This window comes from Rhizorhabdus dicambivorans, assembly GCF_002355275.1.
Classification (GTDB): Bacteria; Pseudomonadota; Alphaproteobacteria; order Sphingomonadales; family Sphingomonadaceae; genus Rhizorhabdus; species Rhizorhabdus dicambivorans.
Genome location: NZ_CP023449.1, coordinates 710,001 through 733,761, shown reverse-complemented (window position 1 = coordinate 733,761; position 23,761 = coordinate 710,001). Strand labels below are relative to the sequence as shown.

Genomic DNA, 23,761 nt, shown 5'->3' with positions numbered 1-23,761 from the left:
AGCGTGAAAGCGGAGCGGTGGCCGAGTGGTCGAAGGCGCTCGCCTGGAAAGTGAGTATACGGCAAAACCGTATCGAGGGTTCGAATCCCTCCCGCTCCGCCAGCCGCCTGCAATTAAGGCCCGTAAACCGGGCGCTTTGGTGCAGGCCGCCGATACCTTCCCACTATTCTTCCCACTTTCCGTTCAGCATAGGCTCAATGATTAAAACAGGGGCGTCTTGCCCGGCGCTGGTTTGCGGATTGTTGTCGGCTTGCAGACGCCATCGAAAGTGAATGTAAGCGACATGGAGCCTGTCGTTTGCAGGAGGTCGTATTTCATCGTCCCTCCAAGCCGGTCGATGCGGAACACGTTCATGAACCCGGCATCATCGGTAGCGACGAATGAAATTTCAGTCTCGCCGTATGACATCCCGCAGCGCGCGATCTGAGCGCACACGTCGATTTTCTCACCGTCCGCGTAGAGAAACACCTTCTTTTGTCCGCCATCCAAGATGTAGGTTCTCGTTTGCCGCGTGACCTTCGTCCCCGACGAAGTGCCTGATTTTACAAAGTCTCCTTCACAGGAGATAGCGGTCACTGACGCAATCGACGACGCAGCGAGGCCCGCCGCCAGCACGAATCCGAGCACGATCATCCCCATGTTCATCCGCCCGACCCGCCAGCCGGGTCGGTTAGTCGCACGTTGAACACAGGGAACACGCGCCCCGCGTATTCCCCGAAGGTATTGTATTCCGCAGGCCGCCCGACCGAAGTCGAGGCCTGTGTTCACCGCGCGATGCGGGTCGCGCCTCACGACTAAGATCGGAGCGACGGCGAGAGTGTAGAGAGATTGGGCGGCATTGTCACGCCGCCAGGAAGGGTAACACGGAAAATTGGGGGTTAGATTTCAACAAACCCCGATAGTCCCGTCTACGATCGCATCGTATTTTTTCGTGATTCTGGCCCGGCGGGGCCTCAGGGACGCCCGCGTCGCGTCGCATATTTCAGCCCACGTCGCGCAAGGCTGGGCAATCATCACTCTGCGGTGATATGCTCATTGCCAATTGCTTAAATGGCGGGCCGGACATTGAAACTATATACTGCGAAATCCCTCGACGAGTTGGAGAGCCTGATCGCGGAGTTAGGTAATGATGCCCTTTTTCGAGGCCAGAGCACTCATTTTGGCGATCTTGGAAAACCTTCTGTTCAAACTTCTTTCGACCGGCGGGGCTGCATCCCTAGCGAGATGCTGAAGTGGAGTCGTTACGCGAGGAACGTGCTTGATGTATTCATAGGGCGACGAGACAACCATCTCGATTTCGAGCAAGCGCTACTTCAGCATTACGGCTGGCGGTCATTCTATATCGATTGCTCCGCTGATCCGAGTGTCGCAGCATGGTTTGCTAGCCACTCCTATTCCGATCGCGCCACCATCGAGATGAGCGAGGATTGCACCGAACGGCCCGTGTGGCTGCGCAAGCGTATGGCGCGATATGATTTCAAGCAGGGCGAAGGGCATCTCTATGTTCTCGACAAAATGGCTGCCGCTCGGTGCGGCTTGATCGATTTGGCGGCTCTATCAATTGAGGGCTTCAGACCGCGAACCGCTGCTCAAGCTGCATGGCTGATCGGCCCGCTTCGCAACGCTCCTGTACCAATCGAATGCTTTCGAGCGCAGATAACTGCGGATCGTGGGCTGTTGCGAGATTATGCGGCATCACACGGCAAGACTGACACAAATGCACTGTTCCCACCGGCGTCGGACGATCCGATTCTCGACGCCCTTCTAGGCCTGCCTTGGCGAGAGATTGAAGCCGCCCGAGATTCGAAAATCCAGATACCTTCCATGAAGCGCGCGCTCGATTTGCCAGAATATCACGAGAGTTACGTCAAAATTGCTTGGCCACGGACGGCATTTTTCCGTGGAGCCAAGATAGTCGAGACGTTCAAGTCAATCGACGGGGATCCAGTGGGGGGTATAAGCGTCAACGTTCCAAACATCGTGCTTTTTGGATCAGCAGACAAAGCTACGCCGATGCTTTTTCCAAACGTCGAGGCGCTCATATCCAAGCACGGCACCGTAGCCTTCGAGATTGATGAACTGATCCAACACGCCAACATGGGGCATTTGACGATGTACCAGAAAGGGATTGGCGTCATCCCACGCGCCGACGATCTGTTCGAGATTTGTGAACTGCTTGTTGAACATCCGGGACTCGAAATGACCCGCGCTGGCTTTAATACCGGATGGTTCTATCGCCGAGGGACAAATGGCATGTGGTTGCGAGAAGCGCATGTCGATGAGTGCCCGTGCGGGGATGCTCATGTTCACAATCAACATGTTTCGGCTCTCCATATCGCAGAAGCCTTCCTCCGAGAGCCAAGTTCGTTCGAATTATGACAGTCTCGACGAAATATGCTTCTATAAGGGCCTAGGAGCTCCCTTAGAGCGCGTTGAGCCAAATAGAGCACACCGAGAGCCGCCTAAAGGTTATCCATGCCACACGGCCCTCACAGACCAGTCCGTGGAATAATGGCGTAGGAGGCCACCCCAACGAACGGCTCAAAGCGCCTGACCTTCGGTCTATAGCAAAGTCACTTTTTTGATTTTTACCGGATAACTCTGACTAAGCCTTTATATTTATTATATTTTCTGAATCAATTTTCAGACATTGAGTTTAAAATAAAGAGAGATAGAGTTACCAGTTAATTCTAAAAAAAGTGACCCTCCTTATGAACGGAGTTCAAGTTCATTTCATTACGGATCTTCAACAATGTGCTACGCCGGTGAGTGACAGATATACAGACCGAATTATCTTAACTCTTACCCGGTAAGTACGGTTATGCTCGATTGCGTTCTCTGTTGTACGCTTTCAATGAGTCTTTCCAACCATGGAGGACGAAATGATTGCACCCCCCTCAACTCGTTCCATCACTAACAATGCTCGATTGGCTTACAGTATCGATGAGGTCGCAAAAGCGACCGGCCTCGGTCGAACGACGCTATACGCCATTATCAAGCAAGGCCGGCTTCCCGTGGTTAAACTCGGGAAACGTACACTTATTCGAAGCGACGATCTAGAACAGCTACTTACGCCCCACTCACCAACAACCGATTGCAGCAATGATTCTGCCGACTTGATCGAGGCAGCACCCCCAACCATGACGCCAGAGGCGCGCGAAGAGGCGCTGAGAGCAATCGAACGGAACATGGACCCCATTCCGCTGAGCATCCTGCACAACAGAGACCAAAGCCTTTACACCAAGGCTTACAGAGCACGCCGAGCAGAGGCGGAACAGATTCTGGCGCGTCGCGAACTTCAACGAACAAGTTAGGTGTGCATCAGTTGTTGGAGGTCGGCCTCGTACAATCGCGACCGGCCTCCAACGTCGGCGAATTAGACCGTCCCTGTTGGACAGCTATGAAACCGTGTCGAACGTCCGCGAACAAATCGCTTCTCAACCCGCACACGCTCCTTGACGATCCAACGCGAACGCAGCGGTCCATTGCCGGAGGCGGGCGACCTTCCCCGCTGCATCACGCACTCAGGCGCTGCCTCGCCTCAAAAACACGGCCCACAGCCTCATGAGTCGGCGGCGCTTTTCCAAATAGTTCGTCCGTCGATAGGCCGCTTCTACCTTGTTCGGGTTGGTGTGAGCGAGCGCCGCCTCCACGACCGCCCCGTCGAAGTCCGTTTTTTCCGCAGCCCAATCTCGAAAGCTGGATCGAAAGCCGTGGACAGTCGCTGATTCCGACGTAGCGGTTCGCAGAACCTTCGTCAGCGTCATGTCCGACAATTGTCCGCCACGCTGCCCGGGAAAGATCGGTTCGGCGTCGCCGGTCTTGCCCGTCCTGCCCTGATGAGCGCACCGCAGCACGGAAAGCGCGGCGGGAGATAGCGGTACGACGTGCTCTCGCCCTGCTTTCATACGCCCAGCAGGAATGGTCCAAAGTTTGGCTGCGAAATCAATCTCGCCCCAAGTCGCCCCCCGGACTTCCCCGGAACGGGCAGCAGTGAGGATGAGAAATCGGAGAGCAAGCCGACCGCTCGACATGTTCGCTTCCAATCTCCGCAATAGATCAGAGGCTTCGGTGTATGGAAGCGCCGCGAAATGGCGATCCTTCTTCGGTTGCCGTGCTAACCCGGCTTCGACAGCGCGGAGCGGTGCCTCAGTATTGCGATATCCCTTCGAATTCGCCCAATTCAGGACGATGAGGATGCGCTGCTTCACACGTCGCGCCGTCTCAGGCCGCTTTTGCCAGATTGGCAGCAGGGTTTCGATAATCTGGGCGGCGTCGATCTCATCGGGCAGCATTTTTCCCAAGGTCGGAAATGCGTGCATCCGCAGAGAGGAGAGCCATTGCACCTGATGCTTGCCGTTGCGCCATCCAGCTTGCCGGTCACGGTGAACCTGCTCCGCCGCCTGTTCGAAGGTTGGAACGGTTGGCTGCGCTGCGGCGATGCGCTTGAGAGCGCGTGGATCGATGCCCGCCTTGAACAGCTTGCGATTGGTCGCGGCGATCTCTCGGGCCTCCGCGAGTGAGATGACCTTTTCAGACCCGAGTCCCATCTCAGCCACCTTGCCTTGGAACTGCACCCGCAACATCCATGAGCGGCTTTCAGCGCTATGGACATAGAGATACAGGCAGTCGCCATCGGCATAGCGACCGGGCGTTTTCAGGCTCTTGACCCTCAATGCCGTCAGCTTTCCCACTTCCCAAAATCCTTCCCATTAAATGAGCCGAATCTGTAGGAACGTGATCGAATCTAGGGAATCGCAGAAACAGGAATTACCCGGTAATTCCTGAGATTTCTGACTGACGGCGAACCATCACGAACGAGATTCCAACAGACTCCCGCGCCGCCATCTCCATGCCAATCCGGACGACACTACCTGATCGGCATGCCGCCGCATCACGGTGGCGCGCTCATAGCGCCCGTGACGGCCCCTTGCGGAATCCTCTCTCCATGGTGCGAAAGGCGGTTGGCCCCTATCGCCGCAGCCCCTGGGCCTCGTAGACGGATGATACGGCAAGCCCGTAGAGTTGTTGGCCGTCCTCGGCATTTCCCAGCAGCTTGCGGAGTTCGAGGCTCACGACGCCATGCATGGCCGCCCACAACAGATAACTGATCCTGCTGGCTTCCGCGGCGCGCTCCGGCGGGAGGCAGAGCCTGACCGTGTCGCGAAGCGTCTCGAAGCTGGTCCAGGCCTGGCGCCGGCTTTCGACGGGGGCCTGCCAGGCTCGGCCCAGATCCCCGAACATCACATTGTAGAGCGACGCCTCGCCCAGTGCGAAGGCGCGATAGGCGGCAATCATCTTCTCGAGCCGCGCAAACGGATCCTGCTCGGCCAGCTCGGCCTGGAAGGCGCGGGTCAGGCCGGCAAAGCTGTGCAGATAAAGGGCGTTGAACAGGCCATCCTTGCCGCCGAAATGGGTGTAGATCATCTTGGTCGACGCGTTGACCGCGTCGGCCACCCGGCGAACGGTCAAAGCCGACGGCCCCTCCTCGCTGAGCAGCACCGCGGCAGCGTCCAGCAGGGCGGCGCGGGTCTCGCCTTCCATGGTGGCACGCACGGCCCGAACGTCGCCGAAGCGCCTGACGTCCGGAACCGACGTCATGCGAGGGCGGGCTCGGGATCAGCCGTGTCGAGCACGCCCGCCAGGCGCTGGCGGATCAGGGTCTCGGCCTCGGCCATGATCCGGCCGATCAGCACGGCAACCGTCGGAATATCGTGGATCAGGCCGACGGACATGCCGCAACTCCACGCGCCGGCATCCATGTCGCCATCGACCATCACCTTCGGATACACGCCCGCGACGAGATCATGGATGTCGTCGATGGTCAAGCTGTCGCCCTTCTCCCGCTCGATCTCGACGAGGCGCGCGACATTGGAATTGTTGAGCACCCGCTCGGTGTTGCGCAGGGACCGCATGATCAGCCGGGTATCGGTCTCCTTTGCTTCCAGCAGCGCCTTTTTGACATTGTCGTGCACCGGAGCTTCCTGCGTGGCGAGGAAGCGGGTGCCCATGTTTATGCCGTCCGCGCCCAGCGCCAGCGAGGCGACCAGGCTGCGCGCATCGGCCATTCCGCCCGACGCTAGAAACGGGATGCGCAGCCGGTCGGCGGCGGTGGGCAGCAGGATCATGTTCGGAATATCGTCTTCACCGGGATGGCCGCCGCATTCGAAGCCGTCGACGCTCACCGCGTCGCACCCGATCGCTTCGGCCTTCAGCGCATGCCGCACCGAGGTGCATTTGTGGATCACCTTGATGCCAGCCGTCTTGAGGGCCGGCATATGGGCTTCCGGGCTGCGCCCTGCCGTCTCCACGATCCGCACGCCGCCTTCGGCGATCGCCTGGATATATTCCGGATAGGGCGGTTTGCTGAAGGTCGGCAGGAAGGTCAGGTTCACGCCGAACGGCTTGTCGGTCATGTCCCGGCAGCGGGCGATTTCTCGGGCGAGGAGTTCGGGGGTGCGCTGGGTCAGACCGGTGATGATCCCCAGTCCGCCGGCATTGGAAACCGCCGCCGCGAGTTCCGCCAGCCCGACGAAATGCATGCCTCCCTGCATGATGGGATGCTGGATGCCAAACAGTTCGGTTATTCGCGTCCGCATGAGATTCTCCTCTTGATAGAAACATTGTTACCTATAGATACGACGTTTCGCAAGCCCCGCTTGTCGCTCGCGACTTCTTTCCCTGGGAACAGCCGGCCCAGCCCCCCTCACGGGCATGGCGCAGCTGGCCGGACGCGACGGCGCAAGGACAGGATTCCGCGGAGCAAGGCGATTCCCGGCTATGCTGCAATCTTGTTGCAACGCGCCGACATATAGCCGTTACGCGGAGGGCCCAGCCTGCCGCTGTCAGACTGGGGGTGGCGTATATGTTTCACGATCCTTCGCGCTTCGACCGGTCCGGGGCGGCCGCGCCGCGTGGAAGAATCTGGCTGGTCTCGCGCGCCTTCGGCCCAGACACCGGCAGTGGCGCCGCCTATGCCCGCGCGATGGCCACCGCCTATGCCGAACTGGGCTGGTCGCTATCGCTCTTCGTCCGCTCCTCCGCCGGCCGGCGCCGCATCGAGCAGGACACACACCGCCTGCGCGACGTCGGTTCCCGCCATGGGCTGGCGCTGCAGATCCGGCTGCTTTGCGCTCTGTTCGCCGCCTGGTTCCGGGGCCCGCTGCCCGCAGCCATCCATGCCTGCACGTGGCGCGCGGCGATCCCGGCGCTGCCCTTCGCGGTGCCGCTGATCGTCACCATCCACGGCCGCGAGATCGCGCGGCCCCAGGGATCCGCCTTCCGGCTGATGCGCTTCGTGCTTGACCGCTGCACCCGCATCGTCGCGGTCAGCGAAACCGCCCGCGCCCTGCTGATCGAGCGCCTCCCGCACCTGGCGGGGCGCTGCGTCGTCGCACGCGGCGGCACCAGCCCGATGCGCGCGGCCGATCGTGGCGCAATCCTGTCGCGGGGCACCGGCCCGGCGCGGATCATCACCATCGGCCGGCTGCTGCCACGCAAGAACATCGCCTCGGCCCTGTTCGCGGTGCGCACCGCGCTCCACGCCGGCCATGCGCTGAGCTACCGCATCGCCGGCGACGGGCCCGACCGCGCCCGGCTCCAGGAACTGATCGACGATCTCGGCCTTAGCGAACATGTCATGCTGCTCGGCCAAGTTGACGATGCCGAATTGCAGCGGCTTCAGGCCGAAGCCGACATCTTCCTCCATCCGCAGATCGCGCTCGAGCAGGGCGCCGATGTCGAAGGCTTCGGCGTCGGCGTGGCCGATGCGATGGCCAACGGCCTGCTCTGCATCGTCGGGCGCGAGGGCGGCCCCGCCGAGCTGGTCCGGGACGGCGAGACCGGCTTCGTCGTCGACGGCCGTTCCAGGGAGGCGATCAGCCGCGCGCTCGATGCGGCGCTGCGCCACCCGGCCCTGCGCACCGCGATGGGCCTGCGCGCGCGGCAATGGACCAGCGGAAATCTCTCCTGGCGCCGCCACGGCCAGCTGTGCCTCGACGAATTGCAGACCTTGCCAGCGCCGGTCGCGGCCCCGTCATCGGTCCGCATCGCCGCCTGAGATCACTCCACCACCGGAAAGAACATATAGCCTTCGTTGCGCACCGTGCGGATCAGATCCTGCCCGCCTCCTCCGGCAAGCTTGCGGCGCAGCCGGCTGACCTGGACATCGATCGCGCGGTCATAGACCTCCGCGTCCGCACCACCGGAATAGTCGAGCAGCTGATCGCGGGTCAGCACCCGGCGGGGATGCTCAACAAAGGCGCGCAGCAGCCGAAACTCGCTGTCCGACAGCGGCACCTGCTCGCCCGCCGGATCATGCAGCGTGCGCACCCCCATATGGATGCGCCAGCCCGAGAAGCGCTTCTCGTCGGCCGGCTGCGATTCCGGGCCGTTCTGCCCGGGCGTCCTGACGCGGCGACGGCGCAGCACGGTGCGGATCCGCGCCAGCAGCTCACGCGGATTGCAAGGCTTGGCGAGATAGTCGTCCGCCCCCATTTCCAGCCCGACGATCCGGTCGACGTCGGTGCCCACCGCCGACAGCATGATCACCGGCGGGGCATCGTCGCGCTGCAGTTCGCGCAGGGCGGTCAACCCGTCCTCGCGCGGCATCATCACATCCAGCACGATCAGATCGAAACGATGCTGCGCCAGCCGCTCACGCATCTCGATCGGGTCGCAGGCGGTGTCGGTATGATAGCCGTGCTTGTCGAGGAAGGACGACATCAGGTTCCGGATACCGGGATCGTCGTCGACGATGAGGATGCTCGTGGCCAGGTCCATGACCGATATGATGGCCGTCCTCGCCTTCGAATGCCAGCCACTCGTTCCTCCGGACGGCCGACCTCGGTTCGGCCGCGCGCTCATCCGCGGTTTTCCGCCATCGATTGGTCTTCACGGTCCCTGCAGCGGCGAATCGTGCAGAACGATGGATCAACGGCCCAAGCCATGGCATGATGGGGGCCATGAGGAAGCTCTCGATCATCCGTCCCTGGCAGGGGCCGGCGCTCGCGGTGCAGATCGTCGTGCTGCTGACCGCCGGTCTGGTGGTCGCCCAATTGGTCACCCTGCTGCTGACCCTGCTGCTGCCTCCGGAGCCGACGCCGCAATATACGCTGTCGTCGGTGGCGAAGGCGCTGCGTGGCGAGGGATCGGACCGCAAGTTCGAACACATGGTCCAGGCCGACGCGCCCGAGCTGCGCGGCCGCGGCTGGCTGGTCTCCGAACGATCGCGGCGCGAGCTTGCCGAGTTGCTCGGCGTCGACCCCGCCGATGTGCGGCTGAGCTTCTACACGCCGCTGCCCTTCGCCGGCACCGTCGCCACGCGCAAGCTGGCAATGGCCGATGACGGTGCGGAGCTTCCCGGCGATGCGGCTCATTTCCGCCCGGCTTCCTTCGTGGTCGAAGCCGTCGACGGCACACCTGCGGCGACCGGCCGGTTCGCGCGCGGACGGTTGGGCGCACAGCACCCTACCGATGGCGATGGAACCGGGGTCGCACGCAATCCATGGCGATCGGCCGCGCCGCGGGCCGAAGGCGGCCGCTGGGAAGGCCGGGGCCATATCCGGATAGACGAAAGCACCACCACGCCCCCAGACGGAACCACCGGGGGCGTGATCGACAAAGTCGTGCGTTCCGAACGCCGCGTCCGGATCGAGGGTGATCGCGGCCAGACGATACCCCCGCTGCTGCGCGCGCCGAGCGGGGCGCAGGTCATCCAGCCGGTACCCACCGCCGAGCCAGATGGCAGCATCGACAAGAAGCCGGTGGGCGCCACGCCGCTGATCCGCCGCAGCCTCGACATGATCGGCCGGTCGAACCTGCTGCCGGTCAACCCCTCCTCCTCGCAGCTCGATCCGGTGCTGCGCGTTCCCGCCGAGAGCCGGCCGGCGATCATCGTCCCCCAGGCCGACCTGATCGCGCCGCCCGCCGTCCATGCCTACGCGCCCGTCGCGGGGGCACCGTCCCCAGCCGCATCACCGGCACCGGCCCCCGTCGTCGGCCCACCGCCCGCAACCGTGGCCGAGGCCGCCGCGCCCATGTCCGTCCCGACCGGCACGGAGGAGGACGTCACCTCGCCCTCCAGCTATTCCAGCACGCCGCCCGTGCGCCAGCGCGGCCTGTTCGGCCTCGCGCCCGCGCCCTTCGTCGAGGGTGACTTCATCGCCGCGATGCGGATGGCAGATGGCCGCTGGTCGGTCGTGCAGCCGGCGCCCCCGCCCTTCCTCAACACCTGGCAGCGCCGGGTGCTGCTCTGGTTCCTGATCGCCTTCGCGATCGTGGCGCCACTCGGCTGGCTGTTCGCACGGCGGATGAGCAAGCCGCTCGAACGCTTCGCCGAAGCGGCCGAGCAACTCGGCCGCGATCCGACCGCCGACGTGCTCGACCTCGACGGGCCAGCGGAGGTCGGCCGCGCCGCGCACGCCTTCAACCTGATGCAGAACCGGCTGCGCAGCTTTGTCAGCGACCGCACGGCGATGATCGGCGCGATCAGCCATGATTTGCGTACCCCGCTGACCCGGCTGCGCTTCCGCGTCGAGGAGATAGACGACGATCGCATGCGGGAGGGCATGGTCGAGGAGCTGGAGGAGATGGAGGCGATGATCTCCTCGGTCCTGAACTTCATCCGCGACGCATCGATCCCGGGCGTGCGCGAGAAGCTCGACCTGCGCACCATCGTCGAGGATGTCGCCGAGGACGCCGCCTTCATCGGCAATCCGGTGACAGTCGATCCGCTGCCCTACGCGCCGGTCGAGATCGATGTGATGGCGATGCGCCGGCTGTTCGCCAATCTGATCGACAATGCCGTCAAATATGGCGATCGCGCCCGCATCTGCCTGCGGACCGACCGGGGCGAGGCCTATGTCGCGGTGATCGACGAAGGACCCGGCCTGCCCGAGGAGGATCTGGAGCGCGCCTTCGAGCCCTTCTACCGCTCGACCAGCGCCCAGATCGGCGGCAAGCGCGGCAATGGCCTCGGCCTCGCCGTCTGCCGCTCGATCGCCCGCGCCCATGGCGGCGACGTGCGGCTGTACCGGACGAGCGAAGGCTTCAAGGCCGAGCTGAAGCTGCCCCTGGCCTATGGAGCGAATGACGCGCTGGCCGCCTGATCGCCGTTTCGTCCGCCATGCCTGGATCTGCGTTCCGCTGCTGACCGCATCGTCCGGCGCCGCGCAACAGGCGGCGACCGGCCTGCCCAGCCGCGAGCAGATCGCCCCCGCCGTGCCCGCCGCGCCAACCGGCCAGCCCAAGGTCACGATCGACGACCGCTCGGCACGGCCGCCCTGCGACCTCGCCCCTTCGGCCGAGGAGATCGACCTGCGCGCGGCCGAGTTCGCATCGGCCGATGGTACGCCACTGCCGGCCGAGATCCGCGTGCTGCTCGCCCCGATCCGCCCGACGGCGGGGCTCCAGCCGGTGTCGGGCCTGTGCGCGCTGCGGGACCGTGCGGCCGAGGCGCTGCGCGTGGCCGGCTATATCGCCGCGGTCAGCATCCCCCCGCAGGACATCGATGGCGGCATAGCGCGCCTCGACGTGATCCTCGCCCATTTCGCGGATGTCCGCCTGACCGGCCGGCCCGGCCGCTATGCCCGCCGGCTCGCCCCCCGCCTTGCCGAAATCAAGGCGCTGCGCCCGGTCAACCAGCGCGAGCTCGAACGCATGCTGCTGGCGATCGATGACATTCCGGGCCTGTCCATCACCCTCACCCTGCGCCCCGCCGGAACCGGGACCGGGGCGATCCTGGGCGAACTGGCTGTCGACCATGATCCGGTCGGCCTCGTCGCGGCGCTGGACAATCTCGGATCGCAGGCAATCGGGCCGGTGAACGCGACCAGCCGGGTCGAGGCCTATGGGCTGACCGGCCTGTACGATCGTTCCTATCTCGGCGCCTCGATCGCGCTGGGCGGGCATGAGCAAAGGGTGGTCCAGCTCGGCCATTATATCGGCAATGGCAGGCGCCTGACTTTGGGTGCGCGGTTCAGCTATGCCTGGACGCGCCCCAGCCTGCCGGGCTTCGATATCCGGTCGCGATCGGCGGTCGGCGGCATCGACCTGTCGCGCCAGCTGTTACGCTCGCCGGAAGGCGAGCTCCGCCTCGGGGCGGGGCTGGATATCACCGACCAGCGGGCGCGGATCCTGGTCTTCCCTTTCAACGTGCCGATCAGGACGAGGGACGAGCTGCGCGTGGCCTATCTTCGCCTGTCCGGCAGCGCCCAGCGCGGCCGGCACATGCTGAACGGACAGGTCGAACTGCGGCGGGGGCTGGCCATCCTCGGCGCCAGTTCCAGCGGCAGCACCGCGACCAGCCGGCCCGGCGCCGACAGCACCGCCACCGTCGTCCGGGCCACGATCGAGGATGTCATCGCCTGGGGGCCGGCCTTCAGCCTGGCGGGGACCATCGACGGACAATGGGCCAGCGGCCCGCTGCTCGGCTTCGAGCAATATGCGATCGGCAACTACACGATCGGACGCGGCTATGATCCCGGCGCCGCCTCGGCCGATCGCGCCCTGGGCGTGCGGCTCGAACCCCGGCTGGACCTGTTCGCGAACGGCAATCCCCACCCGCAGATCTTCGCCTTCGCCGACCATGTCCGCATCTGGAAGGCAGGCGCTGGCAATCCCAGCGGGCGCTTCACCTCGTTCGGCGGCGGCCTCCGCCTGATCGGCCCGCCAGCCTTCGCGATCGAGGCGCTCTACGCCCACCGCCCCGGCAACCGCACCGTCGCCACCGGGACCTCGAAAGCGTCGGATCGGCTGCTCGCCTCGATCGCCTTCCGGTTCTGAGGAAGCGCCATCCAATTTCGTCATGCCGAAAAAGGGGGCCATCACCCCCCTTTTTTGTCGTCATCCCCGCATGCGCGAGGATGACGAGTGTCGGCTCAACGACTGTTTACGCAAACGCCCCTTCGCGAGAAGGTCGCCCTTGTTTCGGCACGACGACCGGGTGGAGCCCGCGCTCAGCTCAGATAATGAGCCGTCGTCTTGGCGGCGACCTCCTCGGCGGTGACGCCGGGGGCGGTTTCGATCAGCCGGAACGGAGAATCATGATCGGGCCGCTGGAACACCGCCAGATCGGTGACGATCATGTCGACCACATTCTGGCCGGTCAGCGGCAGGGTGCAGGCCGGGATGAACTTCGGGCTGCCGTCCTTGGCGTTGTGTTCCATGACGACGATGATCTTCTTGACGCCGGCGACGAGGTCCATCGCGCCGCCCATGCCCTTGATCATCTTGCCCGGGATCATCCAGTTGGCGATGTCGCCATTCTCGGCGACTTCCATCGCGCCAAGCACCGTCAGGTCGATATGGCCGCCCCGGATCATCGCGAAGCTGTCGGCTGAGCTGAAGAAGCTCGACGAGGGCAGCGCACTGATCGTCTGCTTGCCGGCGTTGATCAGGTCGGCATCCTCCTCGCCCTCATAGGGGAAAGGGCCGATGCCGAGCATGCCGTTCTCCGACTGGAGCGTCACCGTCATCCCGGCGGGGATGTTGTTGGCGACCAGGGTCGGGATGCCGATGCCGAGGTTGACGTAGAAGCCGTCCTGCAGCTCCTGGGCGGCGCGCGCCGCCATCTGGTTGCGATCCCAGGCCATTATGCCGTCTCCCTCTGCCGCACGGTGCGGAACTCGATCTTCTTGTCGTAAGGCGCGCCGAGCACCAGCCGCTTCACATAGACGCCGGGCAGGTGGACATGATCGGGATCGATCGAACCGACCGGCACGATCTCCTCCACCTCGGCGATGCAGATCCTGCCCGCGGTCGCCGCCGGATGGTTGAAGTTGCGGGCGGTCTTGTTGAAGATCAGGTTGCCGCTCTCGTCGGCCTTCCAGCCCTTGATGATCGAGATGTCCGAACGGATGCCCCGTTCCAGCACATAGGTCTGGCCGTCGAACTCCTTGGTCTCCTTGCCCTCGGCCACCAGGGTTCCCACACCGGTCTTGGTGTAGAAGCCGGGGATGCCGGCACCACCGGCGCGCATCCGCTCCGCAAGCGTGCCCTGCGGGGAGAATTCGACCTCGAGTTCTCCGGCCAGATATTGCCGCTCGAACTCCTTGTTCTCGCCGACATAGGAGGAGATCATCTTGGCGATCTGACGGGTGCGCAGCAGCTTGCCGAGGCCCTCGCCGTCGATGCCGGCATTGTTCGAGGCAACGGTGAGCCCCTTCACGCCGGAGGCCGCGATTGCGTCGATCAGCCGTTCCGGAATCCCGCACAGGCCGAACCCGCCCGAACAGATCGTCATGCCGTCGAACAACAGGCCTTCGAGCGCTGCCTCGGCGGAGGAATAGATTTTGGTCATGCGCATCTCCCTGACGGGTGGGCTAGCGGATCACAGCCATAAGTTCCAATTGTTGTTTTCTTACGATATACATCAACAACTCTTATGAGACGGCTTTCACTCTACCATCTCGAAACCCTGTTGTGGATCAGCCGCCTCGGCACCTTCGCCGCGGCCGCCGAACGCCTCAACACCACCCAGCCGGCGATCTCGGCCCGGATGCGGGAACTGGAAAGCCAGATCGGCTATCCGATCTTCCAGAGAGCCGGTCGCACCATGGCGCTGACCGTGCGCGGGCGCGAACTGGTCAGGGACTGCGAACCGCTCTGGGGCACGATCGAGCGGACCCTGCTGCAATCGAGCAGTTTCGAGGGGGCGTCGGGCATCATCCGCATCGGAGCCGGCGAGATTGCGGCCGCGACCTGCCTCCCCGCCTTCCTCGCCGATCTCAAGGCGGAGATGCCGCGTGCGACCCTGGAGGTTGAGATAGACCTGTCGCAGGCGATGCTGCGCAAGCTGCTGGGCGCGACGCATGACCTGATCTTCCTGTCGGGTCCGCTGTCCACGCCCAACATCCACACCCAGCGGATCGGGGAAGTGGAGATGATCTGGATCGCGAGCCCGGTGCTCGGGCTCGATCCCGAGGCGCAGCCCAAAGGCGTCCCGATCTGGGTGCTCCATTCGCATTCGCCGATCCATGCGGTGGCGCTGGCGAGCCTCGACGAGGGCGGCTTGGGGGGAGCGGTGATCAACCTGAGCAACAATGTCCGCGCAATGGTCGACGTCGCCATGTCCGGCGGCGGCATGGCTTTCGTGCCGGAAATCATGGTGCGCGACCATCTGACGCGGGGGGCGCTGGTCGAACTGCGCTTCGTCCGGCGCCGGACCCTGCCCTTCCAGGTGGCGATCCGCGCGCAGGAGCGCGACCCGCTGATCCGCGACATGTACGAGCGCGCGACGATGCTCCGGATCGGCGGAGGCGCCATTCCGGCGTAGCGGGGCTCCCCGCACCGGCCCGCTCAGGTTATGGCGCCGATTTCCTTGAGTTCGAGGATCCGATCCCAGTCGATCCCCAGATCCTCGTTCAATACCATTTCGGTATCCACGCCCAGTTCGGGCGCCGGAGCCAGGTCGGGCGAAGCGCCGTCGAACATCACCGGCGACGCGACGAGGTTGATCGATCTCCCGCCGCCATAGTCCACCGTCTGGACGAAACCGTTGGCGAGGGCCTGGGCATTGCGGTTGAGGGCGCCCACCGGCTGCACCGTCGCCCACTGCCCGTCCTGCGTCGACAACAGCGCCTGCCAGTGGGCCAGCGGATGCTGCGCGAAAATCCGATCGAGTTCGGCGATCAGCGCGACATTGTTGATGCCCCGCGCCTCGACATCGACATAGCGCGGATTCGACGCCAGATCGGGGCGCTCCATCAGATCGCACAGATCCTTCCAATATTTGTCGCCCTGCAGCATCGCCAGCGCGATGAAATGGCCGTCACTGGTTCGATAGCTGTTGGTCAGCGGGCTCGCGGCCTTGGAGCGATCACCGTTGCGCAGCATCTCCACTCCGCACAGGTTAGCGCCGACCAGCGCCGCCTGCATCGCCCACATGCCGCCCGACAGCAGCGAACTGTCGACCACCAGCGCCTCACCCGTCCGTTCGCGGTGGAACAGCGCGGCGACGAGCCCCCCGGCAAAGGCCATGCCCACCTGGCTGTCGCCGAACGCCGGCGCGGGCAGCGAGACGAGATCGCCATCCTCGCGCGGCATCGCCGACAGGCTGGCGCCGGTCTCCTCCCAATAGGTCAGCCCGTCGAAACCGCCCTTCGCGGCATCGGGGCCGTGAGGGCCATAGGCCGATCCCCGGCCGTAGATGATGTCGGGATTGATCCTGCGGACATCGTCGACATCGATGCCCAGCTTCTGGCGCGAGCGCGGCAGGAAATTGGTGACGAAGACATCGGCCTTGCGGATCAGGTCGTACAATATCTCCCGCGCCTCGGGCTTGGACAGGTCGAGCCCGATCGAGCGCTTGCCCCGGTTGAATGCCTCCCAGACATAGGTGAAGCCGTTGATGCCCGGCCGCACGCCCCAGGAGGTGGTCGAGCGGACCATGTCGCCGCGCTCGGCATGCTCGACCTTGATGACGTCCGCGCCCCAGTCCGCCAGCACGGCGGCGGCGGCCGGCGCCATCACATATTCGGCCACCTCCAACACCCTTATGCCCTTGAGTATCGCGGTCATCCTGCCTGTTCCTTCCGTCGCCCGCTCAAAGACGGACGAGTTGCTTGCCGACATTGCCGCCCGCGAACAGGCGGGCCAGCGCGGCAGGAGCATTCTCCAGTCCCTCGGCGATATCCAGCAGTGGTTTGATCCGCTGTTCTTTTAGCCAGGGGATCAGCCGGGCATCCGCCTTCGGCCAGTCGGTCTGTTCGTCGAAAATCAGGAAGCCGCCCATCGTCGCTCCCGCAAACACCAGGTTGAAATAGTTGCGCGGCCCGGGCGGCATCTGCGCCGGATCGCGGGGATCGGCATTATATCGTGCGATGCCGCCGCAGATCACGACGCGGGCGCCCTTGGCCAAGCGCGCCAGCGCCTGATCGAGCAGTTCCCCGCCGACATTGTCGAAGAAGATATCGATCCCGTCCGGACAGCTTTCCTTGAGCCGCCGGCGGACATTTCCGGCCTTATAGTCGATGGCATCGTCGAAGCCGAGTTGCTCGACCAGCATCGCGCACTTCTGCGGCCCCCCGGCGATCCCGACGACGCGGCATCCGGCCAGCTTGCCGATCTGTCCCGCGAGCGATCCGGTCGCCCCCGCCGCCGCCGAGATCAACAGCGTGTCGCCGGGCTTGGGCCGCCCGACCTTGGTCAGCGCCAGATAGGCGGTGCGCCCGGTATTGCCGAGGCAGGCGAGCGCCAGTTCGGGTGCGACGCCGTCGGGCAGCTTCTCCACATCGGACACCGCCACCGTGGCACGCTCCCGCCATCCCAGCAGGCCCATCACCCGGTCGCCCACCGCATAATCGGGATGGGCGCTGCGCAGCACCGTCCCCGCGCCATAGCCGGGCTGGACCTGATCGGCGCCGGCCTGGGCCATGTAGCCGACATCCTGCTCGATCCAGCTCTTCTGCGCCGGATCGATCCCGAGCCATTCTACCCGGACCAGCAGTTCGCCCGCTTCCGGTTCGCGCACCGGCGCCTCGACCAGCTCATGATCCGATGGCTCGATCGCACGGCCCAGCGGCTTGCCGCGCACGATCCACTGGCGCTGGCTCATCCCACGGCTTTCAGCGAGGCGAGATGCGCGTAGGAGGGGTCGTCGGGCCCCATCCGGCCGAGCCCGGTGGCCGCCTGGAGCGCCGGCAGTGGTTCGAAGCTCGATACGCTGTGGCCATCGAGCAGCACGCGGCGATGATCGAGCCCCCAGCGGCCATCGCGGCACGACCAGCTATCGAGATAGCGGCTGAAGAAATGGATCTGCATGATCGCGCCATTCTCGCCGGGCTGCTGCTGCCAGGCGGTTCCATAGGCTTCGCTCACCGCCCGGTCGCCCTCGACCGCGATCACCGCATTGGTGACCTGATGGGACGTTACCACCTGTGTCGCGCGCCGCGCGGACAACCGCTCGGGAATCATCGTGCGCACGTCGCGCACAGGCTCGGTGAGATATTGCGCGGTGCCGTCGGGATGCCAGATGCTCAGCGCCAGTTCGATATCGGCACGATCCCAGGCACGGCAATAGAGCTCCATCAACTCGCGGATGCGGCGCTTGGCTTCGGAACTCATTGGCTGTCTCCCTGTCGGTCTGCGGGCGCCCGGATACCAAGCTCGGCCGCGACGGATTCGAGTTGGCGGATCTTCTGGTCGAGCGGCACGGCCGGATCGTCTGACCAAACATTCGGCCCCCACAGCACGATGTCCTCGAAACCGGCGTCGATAAAGCCGGGAACGTCGGCATTGTGGAACGGCTTCACATAATAGCGGAAGGGCCGCCCTGCGGAGCCCTGCGCCTCGCGTTCGGCGACGATCGTCTCGCGCAGGCGGCGGGCCTGGTCGAGGGTGATGTTGGCCGAGTTAATCCACGCATCCGCCACCCTGGCGACGCGGCGCAGCGCCGGCCCCGAATTGCCGCCACAGATGATCGGCACATCCACAGGGTGGGACGAAATCTGTACGGGATCGAAGCGGAAGTGCCGGCCTTCATGGCCGAAATAGCCGCCGGCCCAGGCCTTGCGCAGGATTTCGATCGTCTCGTCGAGACGGGAGCCGCGCTGCTCGAACGGGATGCCCACCGCGTCGAATTCCTCGCGCAGCCAGCCCGCGCCGGTGCCGAGCATGAAGCGCCCGCCAGACAGATCATGCGCGGTGACGGTGTGGCGCGCCAGCAGCAACGGATTGTTGAGAGGGACGATCACGATCGCGGTGCCGATCTTCAGCCACTTGGTGGCACCCGCCACCATGCCGAGCAGGAACCAGGGATCATAGATGCGGACATGCGGGCCCAGCACGTTCGCTGTCAGTGCCTTGTGCGCCGCACCGTCGGCCGCTTCCGACGGGTGCTCGCCCGAATAGGATTGCGGGAGGATATAATGCTCGCCCGCCCACAACGCCTCGAAGCCTAGCCGATCGGCATGGACCGCCAGATGGAGGATGTCGTCGGGATGATAGTTGTAGATGTGGATCGTGTATCTTGGTGACGACATCCGGCCCCTCCTGGCTCGGCATGGCTGCTCGATGAGGAGACAAGCCATGCCGTAAAATGCAATTTATGATTCACATATAGCCCCCATCCAGTTTTGCAAATGTGTATTTACATAATTGACCGGGGCTGGTGATTGACTGATGGAGGGCATCGGGACTCTGGGCGCCCGGGGCAGCGAAGGCGAAAGCGGGCAGATGGCGACGAAGGGGACGGGCATCGTCTGGTCCGATGTGTCGCAATGGACGCTGGAGGTGCGCCAGGAGCGCAGCCGGCGCACGCTCCACCTGATCCTCGACGCGGCGCTGAAACTGTTCATGGCCAAAGGCTATGAGGGCACCTCGGTGGTCGATATCGCGACCGAGGCCGGCCTGTCGCCCGGCGCGCTCTATCGCCGCTTCGCCGACAAGGACGCGGTGCTCTATACCGTGATCAACGGTTATTATGATGCGCGCCGCCGTGAGTTCGACGAGTTCGTGGCGCAGCAGATCGAGCCTGCGGCGTCGAAGGATGAGCTGCTGGCGCTCTATGTCGAGATCATCTTCAGCGCCTATCGCAACGACCCCGGCCTGGCGCGGCTGGTGCAGCGCCGGGCCCTGGTCGATGCCTCGGTGCGCCGCCGGGTGCTCCAGAACGCCCGGCATGTGTCGGACCGGATCGCCGAATGTCTCGCCCGCCACGATCCGCGCCCGGTCGCCTATCTGAAGGAACGGATGGCGGGATGGCATGATGTGATGCGGGGCGCGCTGGTGCTGATCCTGCTTCCCGACGAGGGCGAGCCCCGCGCGCATCTGTCGCTGGCCGATTCGGATTTCCAGTCCGACATGCTCAATGCCGTGAAGGGCTGGCTCGCCTGAGAGCCGCGCTGGCGGCGCCGGTTGCCCGGCGCCGCACACGATCAGGGCTGGCCGAACCTGGCGCGTAGCGTCACGCCATAGGTGCGCGGCGCGCCCGCGACCGCGATATCGGCCGCCGCCGATCCGGCCGCCTCGACCAGATAGCGCTTGTCGGTGAGGTTGTTCCCCCACAGGCTGGCCTGCCAGCGCCGGTCGGTCGAAGTCCAGGTCAGCGACATGTCGACCAGTTCATAGGGGCGCTGGCGAAGCCGGTTGTCGGCCTCGAAATAGGTGGTCGAACTGTGGTTGGCCGCCGCGTAGAGTTCGAGCTTGCCGAAGCCGTCATTGTCGATCACCCGATAGGTCATGCTCGCGCTGCCGGTGAAGCGCGGCGCCTGTGGCAGGACGTTGCCGGTCGCATCGAAGGGCTGGACGAGCCGGTTCGACAAGCGGCCGGGGATGTCGACATAGGAGACCGTCGCCGGGAAGCTGCGGAACTTCGAATGGAGATAGGCCGTGGCGATGGTCAGGGTCAGCCGGTCGGTCGCCCGCGCCCGCGCGTCGATGTCGACGCCGTAGAGCCGCGATCCCTTGCCGTTGAAGAAGTCGGCGCGGGCCGTGCCGGGCACGATGCCGCGCACCGTCTGATTCTTATAGTCATAATAGAAGGCCGAAAGGTTGAGCTGGATGCGCCGGTCGGCGAACTGGTTCTTCAGGCCGACTTCGAAGGCGTCGAGCGTCTCGGGGCTGACCGGCGGCACGCTGCCCGCCGGGGCGCCCGGGTTGAAGGTGCCCGCCTTGTAGCCCCGGCTGTAGGAGGCGTAGCCGAGCGAATCGGGCCCGATATCCTGCTCCAGCGCCAGTCGCCAGCTCAGCTTCTTGAACGATGCCCGCACCGGCGCCGGCTGGGCCAGCATCGTGCCGAGGCCGTTCACGGCATTGGTGCGCAGCCGGCGCTTGTCGTAATTGTAGCGTAGGCCGCCCGTCACCCGCGTCCCTTCCGCCAGGGGCACCGTGACCTGCCCGAAGGGCGCAGCCGATTTCGTCGACAGATAGCCGTTGGAGAAGGTGGTGAGGTTGGCCGGATCGGTGGGCGCGCGGATCAGGTTGACCTGGATGTGCGCATCCGAATCGAGCAGGAACAGTCCGGCAGTCCACTGGATACCGCCGCTCCCTTCATTTTGCAGGCGCAGTTCGTTGGTGCGGGTCGTCGTCGTCCAGTGCTGGCGGACGTTGGCGATGAAGGCTGCGGTCTGGTCGGTATCGGCATGCAGGGTGGCGTTCGAATGGGTGATCGCCGCGACGTTCACCAGCGAGATGCCGCCGAAATCATGCTCGATCCGCAGCGAGCCGCCATAGGCCTTGCGGGTCGAGTCCTGATCGTTGGCGATCGAATCATAATAGCCGAAACCGGCGGGAAAGAGGGTGATGGTCGGGTCGCGGCGCCGGTCGGGATAGGTGCCGAAAGCATATTGGGTGCCGTTCGCCTCGCCATACCAGCCCGAGACCAGGATCGTGGTGGCGTCGAGATCGGCCGCCAGCTTGGCGCGGACATTTCCGCTCTCATAGCTCTGGTGATCGGTTCCCAGCGCGAAGTTGCGGCCCCAGCCATCACGCTGCTTCTCGTAGCTCGCGGCGACATTGGCAGCGAGCGTTCCGCCGAGCGGCGCGGTCGCGTAGACCTTCGCGCTGAACAGGTCGTAATTGGCATAGCCGACATCGACCGCCATTCCCGGCTCGCGGCCCGGATCCCTGGTCTTGACGCTGAACACCCCGCCCAGCGTGTTGCGCCCGTAAAGCGTGCCCTGCGGCCCCTTGAGCACCTCGATCCGCTCGACGCTGTTGAGGTTCGGCGTCGCGAGGCTGACGTCGAACATATAGACATCGTCGACGAACACCGCGACCGGGGATTCGATGCCGGGGAAGACCGAACCGAAGCCCAGGCCACGGATATAGGGCTTGCCCGCGCCCGCCGGATTGGTCGCCGGAATCTTCACGCCCGCGACGATCCGCTCGAGCCCCTTGAGGTCGCGGATCTGGGAACGATCGAGCTCGGCGGACTGCACGGCCGTGATCGTGATGGGCACCTTCTGGAGGGATTCGCCACGCCGCTGCGCGGTGACGACGATATCCTGCAACCCCCCGCCATCGGTCACGTCGCCCGCCGGCTGCGCCAGCACGGCTCCGCTCGACAGCAGCGCCGGCAGCACCAGCCCCCGCCGCAACCAGGCCCGTCGCTTCTCTCCGCTGTTCATCGGCAACCTCCCTCATGGCGCCCGGCCGATCTCCGCCGGCAGGGCGCTTCCTCGCCAAATGCGATTTGTTAATCACAATTCGCATTTCGAGTAAACCATCGATGCGGATAGTTGAAATGCGCGACGGGTTTGCCGCAGGCTGTTTGGAGGTGTGATTCCGCGGAAAATCCGGCGTGGCGCGACGCATGGTAGCTATGGGGTCTTGAGTGCGGTTGGTCTGCAGCGCACGAAGGAAGCCCGCCGCGGTTATATCCGGGCGGGGTGTGTGGGGGGTATGGGATTGGTTGCGGGGACAGGATTTGAACCTGTGACCTTCAGGTTATGAGCCTGACGAGCTACCGGGCTGCTCCACCCCGCGCCAGGGTGAGATGTGAATGGGTGTGTATCGACGAGCGCTGCGCCTGCTATAAAGCCTGGCGACGACCTACTCTTCCACCGCTTAAGCGCTAGTACCATCGGCGCGGTCTGGTTTCACGGCCGAGTTCGGGATGGGATCGGGTGGGTCACAGACGCTATGGCCACCAAGCTATAGAGCGGGCGCATGCTGTCGAGGTTCTAGAAACCGTGCGATATGTATGATGCTGAGATATTCCGCCATCAATCAGGATTGTTGTTGATGGTGGGGTTCTCAAGCGCGACTAGAGCAATTAGTATCGGTTAGCTCCATGCGTTACCGCACTTCCACATCCGATCTATCGAGGTCGTGGTCTTCGACCGCTCTAAGATATCTTATCTTGAGGGAGGCTTCCCGCTTAGATGCTTTCAGCGGTTATCCCGTCCGTACATAGCTACCCTGCTGCGCGGCTGGCGCCACGACAGGTCCACCAGAGGTACGTTCAACCCGGTCCTCTCGTACTAGGGTCAACTCCTCTCAAATATCGACGCCCACGGCAGATAGGGACCAAACTGTCTCGCGACGTTCTGAACCCAGCTCACGTACCACTTTAATTGGCGAACAGCCAAACCCTTGGGACCTGCTCCAGCCCCAGGATGTGATGAGCCGACATCGAGGTGCCAAACAACCCCGTCGATATGAGCTCTTGGGGGTTATCAGCCTGTTATCCCCGGCGTACCTTTTATCCGTTGAGCGATGGCCCTTCCACGAGGGACCACCGGATCACTATGACCGACTTTCGTCTCTGCTCGACTTGTCAGTCTCGCAGTCAGGCTGGCTTATGCCATTGCACTCTAACAGCCGGTTTCCAACCGGCCTGAGCCAACCTTCGCGCGCCTCCGTTACTCTTTGGGAGGCGACCGCCCCAGTCAAACTACCCGCCACAGAGGGTCCCTGAACCAGTTTCATGGTTCGAGGTTAGACATCAGAAAACAACAGGGTGGTATTTCACCTATGGCTCCACCTGGGCTGGCGCCCTGGCTTCAAAGCCTCCCACCTATGCTACACAATTCTTTCCTAATGCCACTCTGAAGCTGCAGTAAAGGTGCACGGGGTCTTTCCGTCTAACCGCGGGTACTCCGCATCTTCACGGAGAATTCAATTTCGCTGAGCATGTGCTGGAGACAGTGGGGAAGTCGTTACGCCATTCGTGCAGGTCGGAACTTACCCGACAAGGAATTTCGCTACCTTAGGACCGTTATAGTTACGGCCGCCGTTTACCTGGGCTTCATTTCGGAGCTTGCACCCCTCCACTTAACCTTCAGGCACCGGGCAGGCGTCAGACCCTATACGTCGTCTT

At 64.0% G+C, this 23,761-nt stretch carries 19 protein-coding genes, 2 tRNA genes and 2 rRNA genes (1 of these 23 running past the window's edge); 8 read left to right on the top strand and 15 right to left on the bottom strand.

Annotated elements, in window-relative coordinates:
• The first annotated feature begins 11 nt into the window (after positions 1-11).
• Positions 12-102, top strand: a tRNA-Ser gene (locus CMV14_RS03590).
• Positions 103-201: 99 nt separating this feature from the next.
• Here CMV14_RS03590 and CMV14_RS03585 read toward each other — a convergent pair.
• Positions 202-639 carry a hypothetical protein gene (locus CMV14_RS03585; RefSeq protein WP_066959677.1) on the bottom strand — a complete coding sequence of 146 codons (438 nt, stop codon included), beginning with the start codon at positions 637-639 and terminating at the stop codon, positions 202-204.
• 426 nt (positions 640-1,065) lie between these two features.
• Between CMV14_RS03585 and CMV14_RS03580 the strand changes: the two genes are divergently transcribed.
• Both CMV14_RS03580 and CMV14_RS03575 read left to right on the top strand, forming a co-directional pair.
• Complete coding sequence (locus CMV14_RS03580) at positions 1,066-2,379, top strand: FRG domain-containing protein (RefSeq protein WP_066959796.1); 1,314 nt, start codon at positions 1,066-1,068, stop codon at positions 2,377-2,379.
• Positions 2,380-2,870: 491 nt separating this feature from the next.
• Positions 2,871-3,314, top strand: a complete 444-nt coding sequence (locus CMV14_RS03575) for a helix-turn-helix domain-containing protein (RefSeq protein WP_217992406.1) — start codon at positions 2,871-2,873, stop codon at positions 3,312-3,314.
• A gap of 210 nt (positions 3,315-3,524) precedes the next feature.
• Here CMV14_RS03575 and CMV14_RS03570 read toward each other — a convergent pair whose 3' ends face one another.
• From CMV14_RS03570 to CMV14_RS03560, 3 genes are all read right to left on the bottom strand, one after another.
• Positions 3,525-4,694: a tyrosine-type recombinase/integrase gene (locus CMV14_RS03570; protein ID WP_066959679.1), complete on the bottom strand. Its 1,170-nt coding sequence runs from the start codon at positions 4,692-4,694 to the stop codon at positions 3,525-3,527.
• Positions 4,695-4,971: 277 nt separating this feature from the next.
• Positions 4,972-5,601 carry a TetR/AcrR family transcriptional regulator gene (locus CMV14_RS03565; RefSeq protein ID WP_066959681.1) on the bottom strand — a complete coding sequence of 210 codons (630 nt, stop codon included), beginning with the start codon at positions 5,599-5,601 and terminating at the stop codon, positions 4,972-4,974.
• Positions 5,598-6,599 (bottom strand): NAD(P)H-dependent flavin oxidoreductase, encoded by a 1,002-nt coding sequence (locus CMV14_RS03560; protein WP_066959683.1) that lies wholly within the window; start codon positions 6,597-6,599, stop codon positions 5,598-5,600. The genes CMV14_RS03565 and CMV14_RS03560 overlap by 4 nt, the downstream gene beginning before the upstream one ends.
• Before the next feature lie 266 nt (positions 6,600-6,865).
• On the opposite strand from CMV14_RS03560, the gene CMV14_RS03555 reads away from it, so the two are divergent.
• A complete protein-coding gene (locus CMV14_RS03555) occupies positions 6,866-8,059 on the top strand; it encodes a glycosyltransferase family 4 protein (protein WP_066959685.1) in 1,194 nt (397 codons plus the stop codon).
• Between the two features lie 2 nt (positions 8,060-8,061).
• On the opposite strand, the gene CMV14_RS03550 is transcribed toward CMV14_RS03555, so the two are convergent.
• Positions 8,062-8,781 (bottom strand): response regulator, encoded by a 720-nt coding sequence (locus CMV14_RS03550; RefSeq protein ID WP_066959687.1) that lies wholly within the window; start codon positions 8,779-8,781, stop codon positions 8,062-8,064.
• Positions 8,782-8,963: 182 nt separating this feature from the next.
• Between CMV14_RS03550 and CMV14_RS03545 the strand changes: the two genes are divergently transcribed.
• A complete protein-coding gene (locus tag CMV14_RS03545) occupies positions 8,964-11,108 on the top strand; it encodes an ATP-binding protein (RefSeq protein ID WP_176488994.1) in 2,145 nt (714 codons plus the stop codon).
• Positions 11,089-12,783 (top strand): ShlB/FhaC/HecB family hemolysin secretion/activation protein, encoded by a 1,695-nt coding sequence (locus CMV14_RS03540; RefSeq protein WP_066959691.1) that lies wholly within the window; start codon positions 11,089-11,091, stop codon positions 12,781-12,783. The genes CMV14_RS03545 and CMV14_RS03540 overlap by 20 nt, the downstream gene beginning before the upstream one ends.
• 173 nt (positions 12,784-12,956) lie before the next feature.
• Here CMV14_RS03540 and CMV14_RS03535 read toward each other — a convergent pair whose 3' ends face one another.
• Positions 12,957-13,592, bottom strand: a complete 636-nt coding sequence (locus CMV14_RS03535) for a 3-oxoacid CoA-transferase subunit B (RefSeq protein ID WP_066959693.1) — start codon at positions 13,590-13,592, stop codon at positions 12,957-12,959.
• Positions 13,592-14,299 (bottom strand): CoA transferase subunit A, encoded by a 708-nt coding sequence (locus CMV14_RS03530; RefSeq protein WP_066959799.1) that lies wholly within the window; start codon positions 14,297-14,299, stop codon positions 13,592-13,594. Before CMV14_RS03530 ends, CMV14_RS03535 begins: the two co-directional genes overlap by 1 nt.
• A gap of 84 nt (positions 14,300-14,383) precedes the next feature.
• On the opposite strand from CMV14_RS03530, the gene CMV14_RS03525 reads away from it, so the two are divergent.
• Positions 14,384-15,274, top strand: a complete 891-nt coding sequence (locus CMV14_RS03525; protein WP_066959695.1) for a LysR family transcriptional regulator — start codon at positions 14,384-14,386, stop codon at positions 15,272-15,274.
• Between the two features lie 23 nt (positions 15,275-15,297).
• Here the strand turns inward: CMV14_RS03525 and CMV14_RS03520 are convergent, their stop codons facing one another.
• From CMV14_RS03520 to CMV14_RS03505, 4 genes are read right to left on the bottom strand one after another with little or no spacing between them, the layout of a single operon-like run.
• The gene (locus CMV14_RS03520) at positions 15,298-16,518 is read right to left on the bottom strand and encodes a CaiB/BaiF CoA transferase family protein (protein ID WP_066959697.1); all 1,221 of its coding nucleotides are present in this window, start codon (positions 16,516-16,518) and stop codon (positions 15,298-15,300) included.
• Between the two features lie 25 nt (positions 16,519-16,543).
• A complete protein-coding gene (locus tag CMV14_RS03515; RefSeq protein WP_066959699.1) occupies positions 16,544-17,554 on the bottom strand; it encodes an NADP-dependent oxidoreductase in 1,011 nt (336 codons plus the stop codon).
• Positions 17,551-18,063, bottom strand: coding sequence for a nuclear transport factor 2 family protein (locus CMV14_RS03510; RefSeq protein WP_066959701.1), 513 nt, complete (start codon positions 18,061-18,063; stop codon positions 17,551-17,553). The genes CMV14_RS03515 and CMV14_RS03510 overlap by 4 nt, the downstream gene beginning before the upstream one ends.
• Entirely contained in the window at positions 18,060-18,980 is a 921-nt protein-coding gene (locus CMV14_RS03505) for a TIGR03619 family F420-dependent LLM class oxidoreductase (RefSeq protein ID WP_066959702.1), read from the bottom strand. Before CMV14_RS03505 ends, CMV14_RS03510 begins: the two co-directional genes overlap by 4 nt.
• A 139-nt stretch (positions 18,981-19,119) precedes the next feature.
• Between CMV14_RS03505 and CMV14_RS03500 the strand changes: the two genes are divergently transcribed.
• Positions 19,120-19,833 carry a TetR/AcrR family transcriptional regulator gene (locus tag CMV14_RS03500; protein ID WP_066959704.1) on the top strand — a complete coding sequence of 238 codons (714 nt, stop codon included), beginning with the start codon at positions 19,120-19,122 and terminating at the stop codon, positions 19,831-19,833.
• A gap of 41 nt (positions 19,834-19,874) precedes the next feature.
• On the opposite strand, the gene CMV14_RS03495 is transcribed toward CMV14_RS03500, so the two are convergent.
• The 4 genes from CMV14_RS03495 to CMV14_RS03480 all read right to left on the bottom strand — a co-directional run.
• Positions 19,875-22,067, bottom strand: coding sequence for a TonB-dependent receptor (locus tag CMV14_RS03495; RefSeq protein WP_066959706.1), 2,193 nt, complete (start codon positions 22,065-22,067; stop codon positions 19,875-19,877).
• A gap of 281 nt (positions 22,068-22,348) precedes the next feature.
• A tRNA-Met gene (locus tag CMV14_RS03490) sits at positions 22,349-22,425 on the bottom strand.
• 53 nt (positions 22,426-22,478) lie between these two features.
• Positions 22,479-22,593: ribosomal RNA gene (gene rrf, locus CMV14_RS03485) — 5S ribosomal RNA — on the bottom strand.
• A gap of 101 nt (positions 22,594-22,694) precedes the next feature.
• Positions 22,695-23,761: ribosomal RNA gene (locus tag CMV14_RS03480) — 23S ribosomal RNA — on the bottom strand; it runs 1,738 nt beyond the window's last position.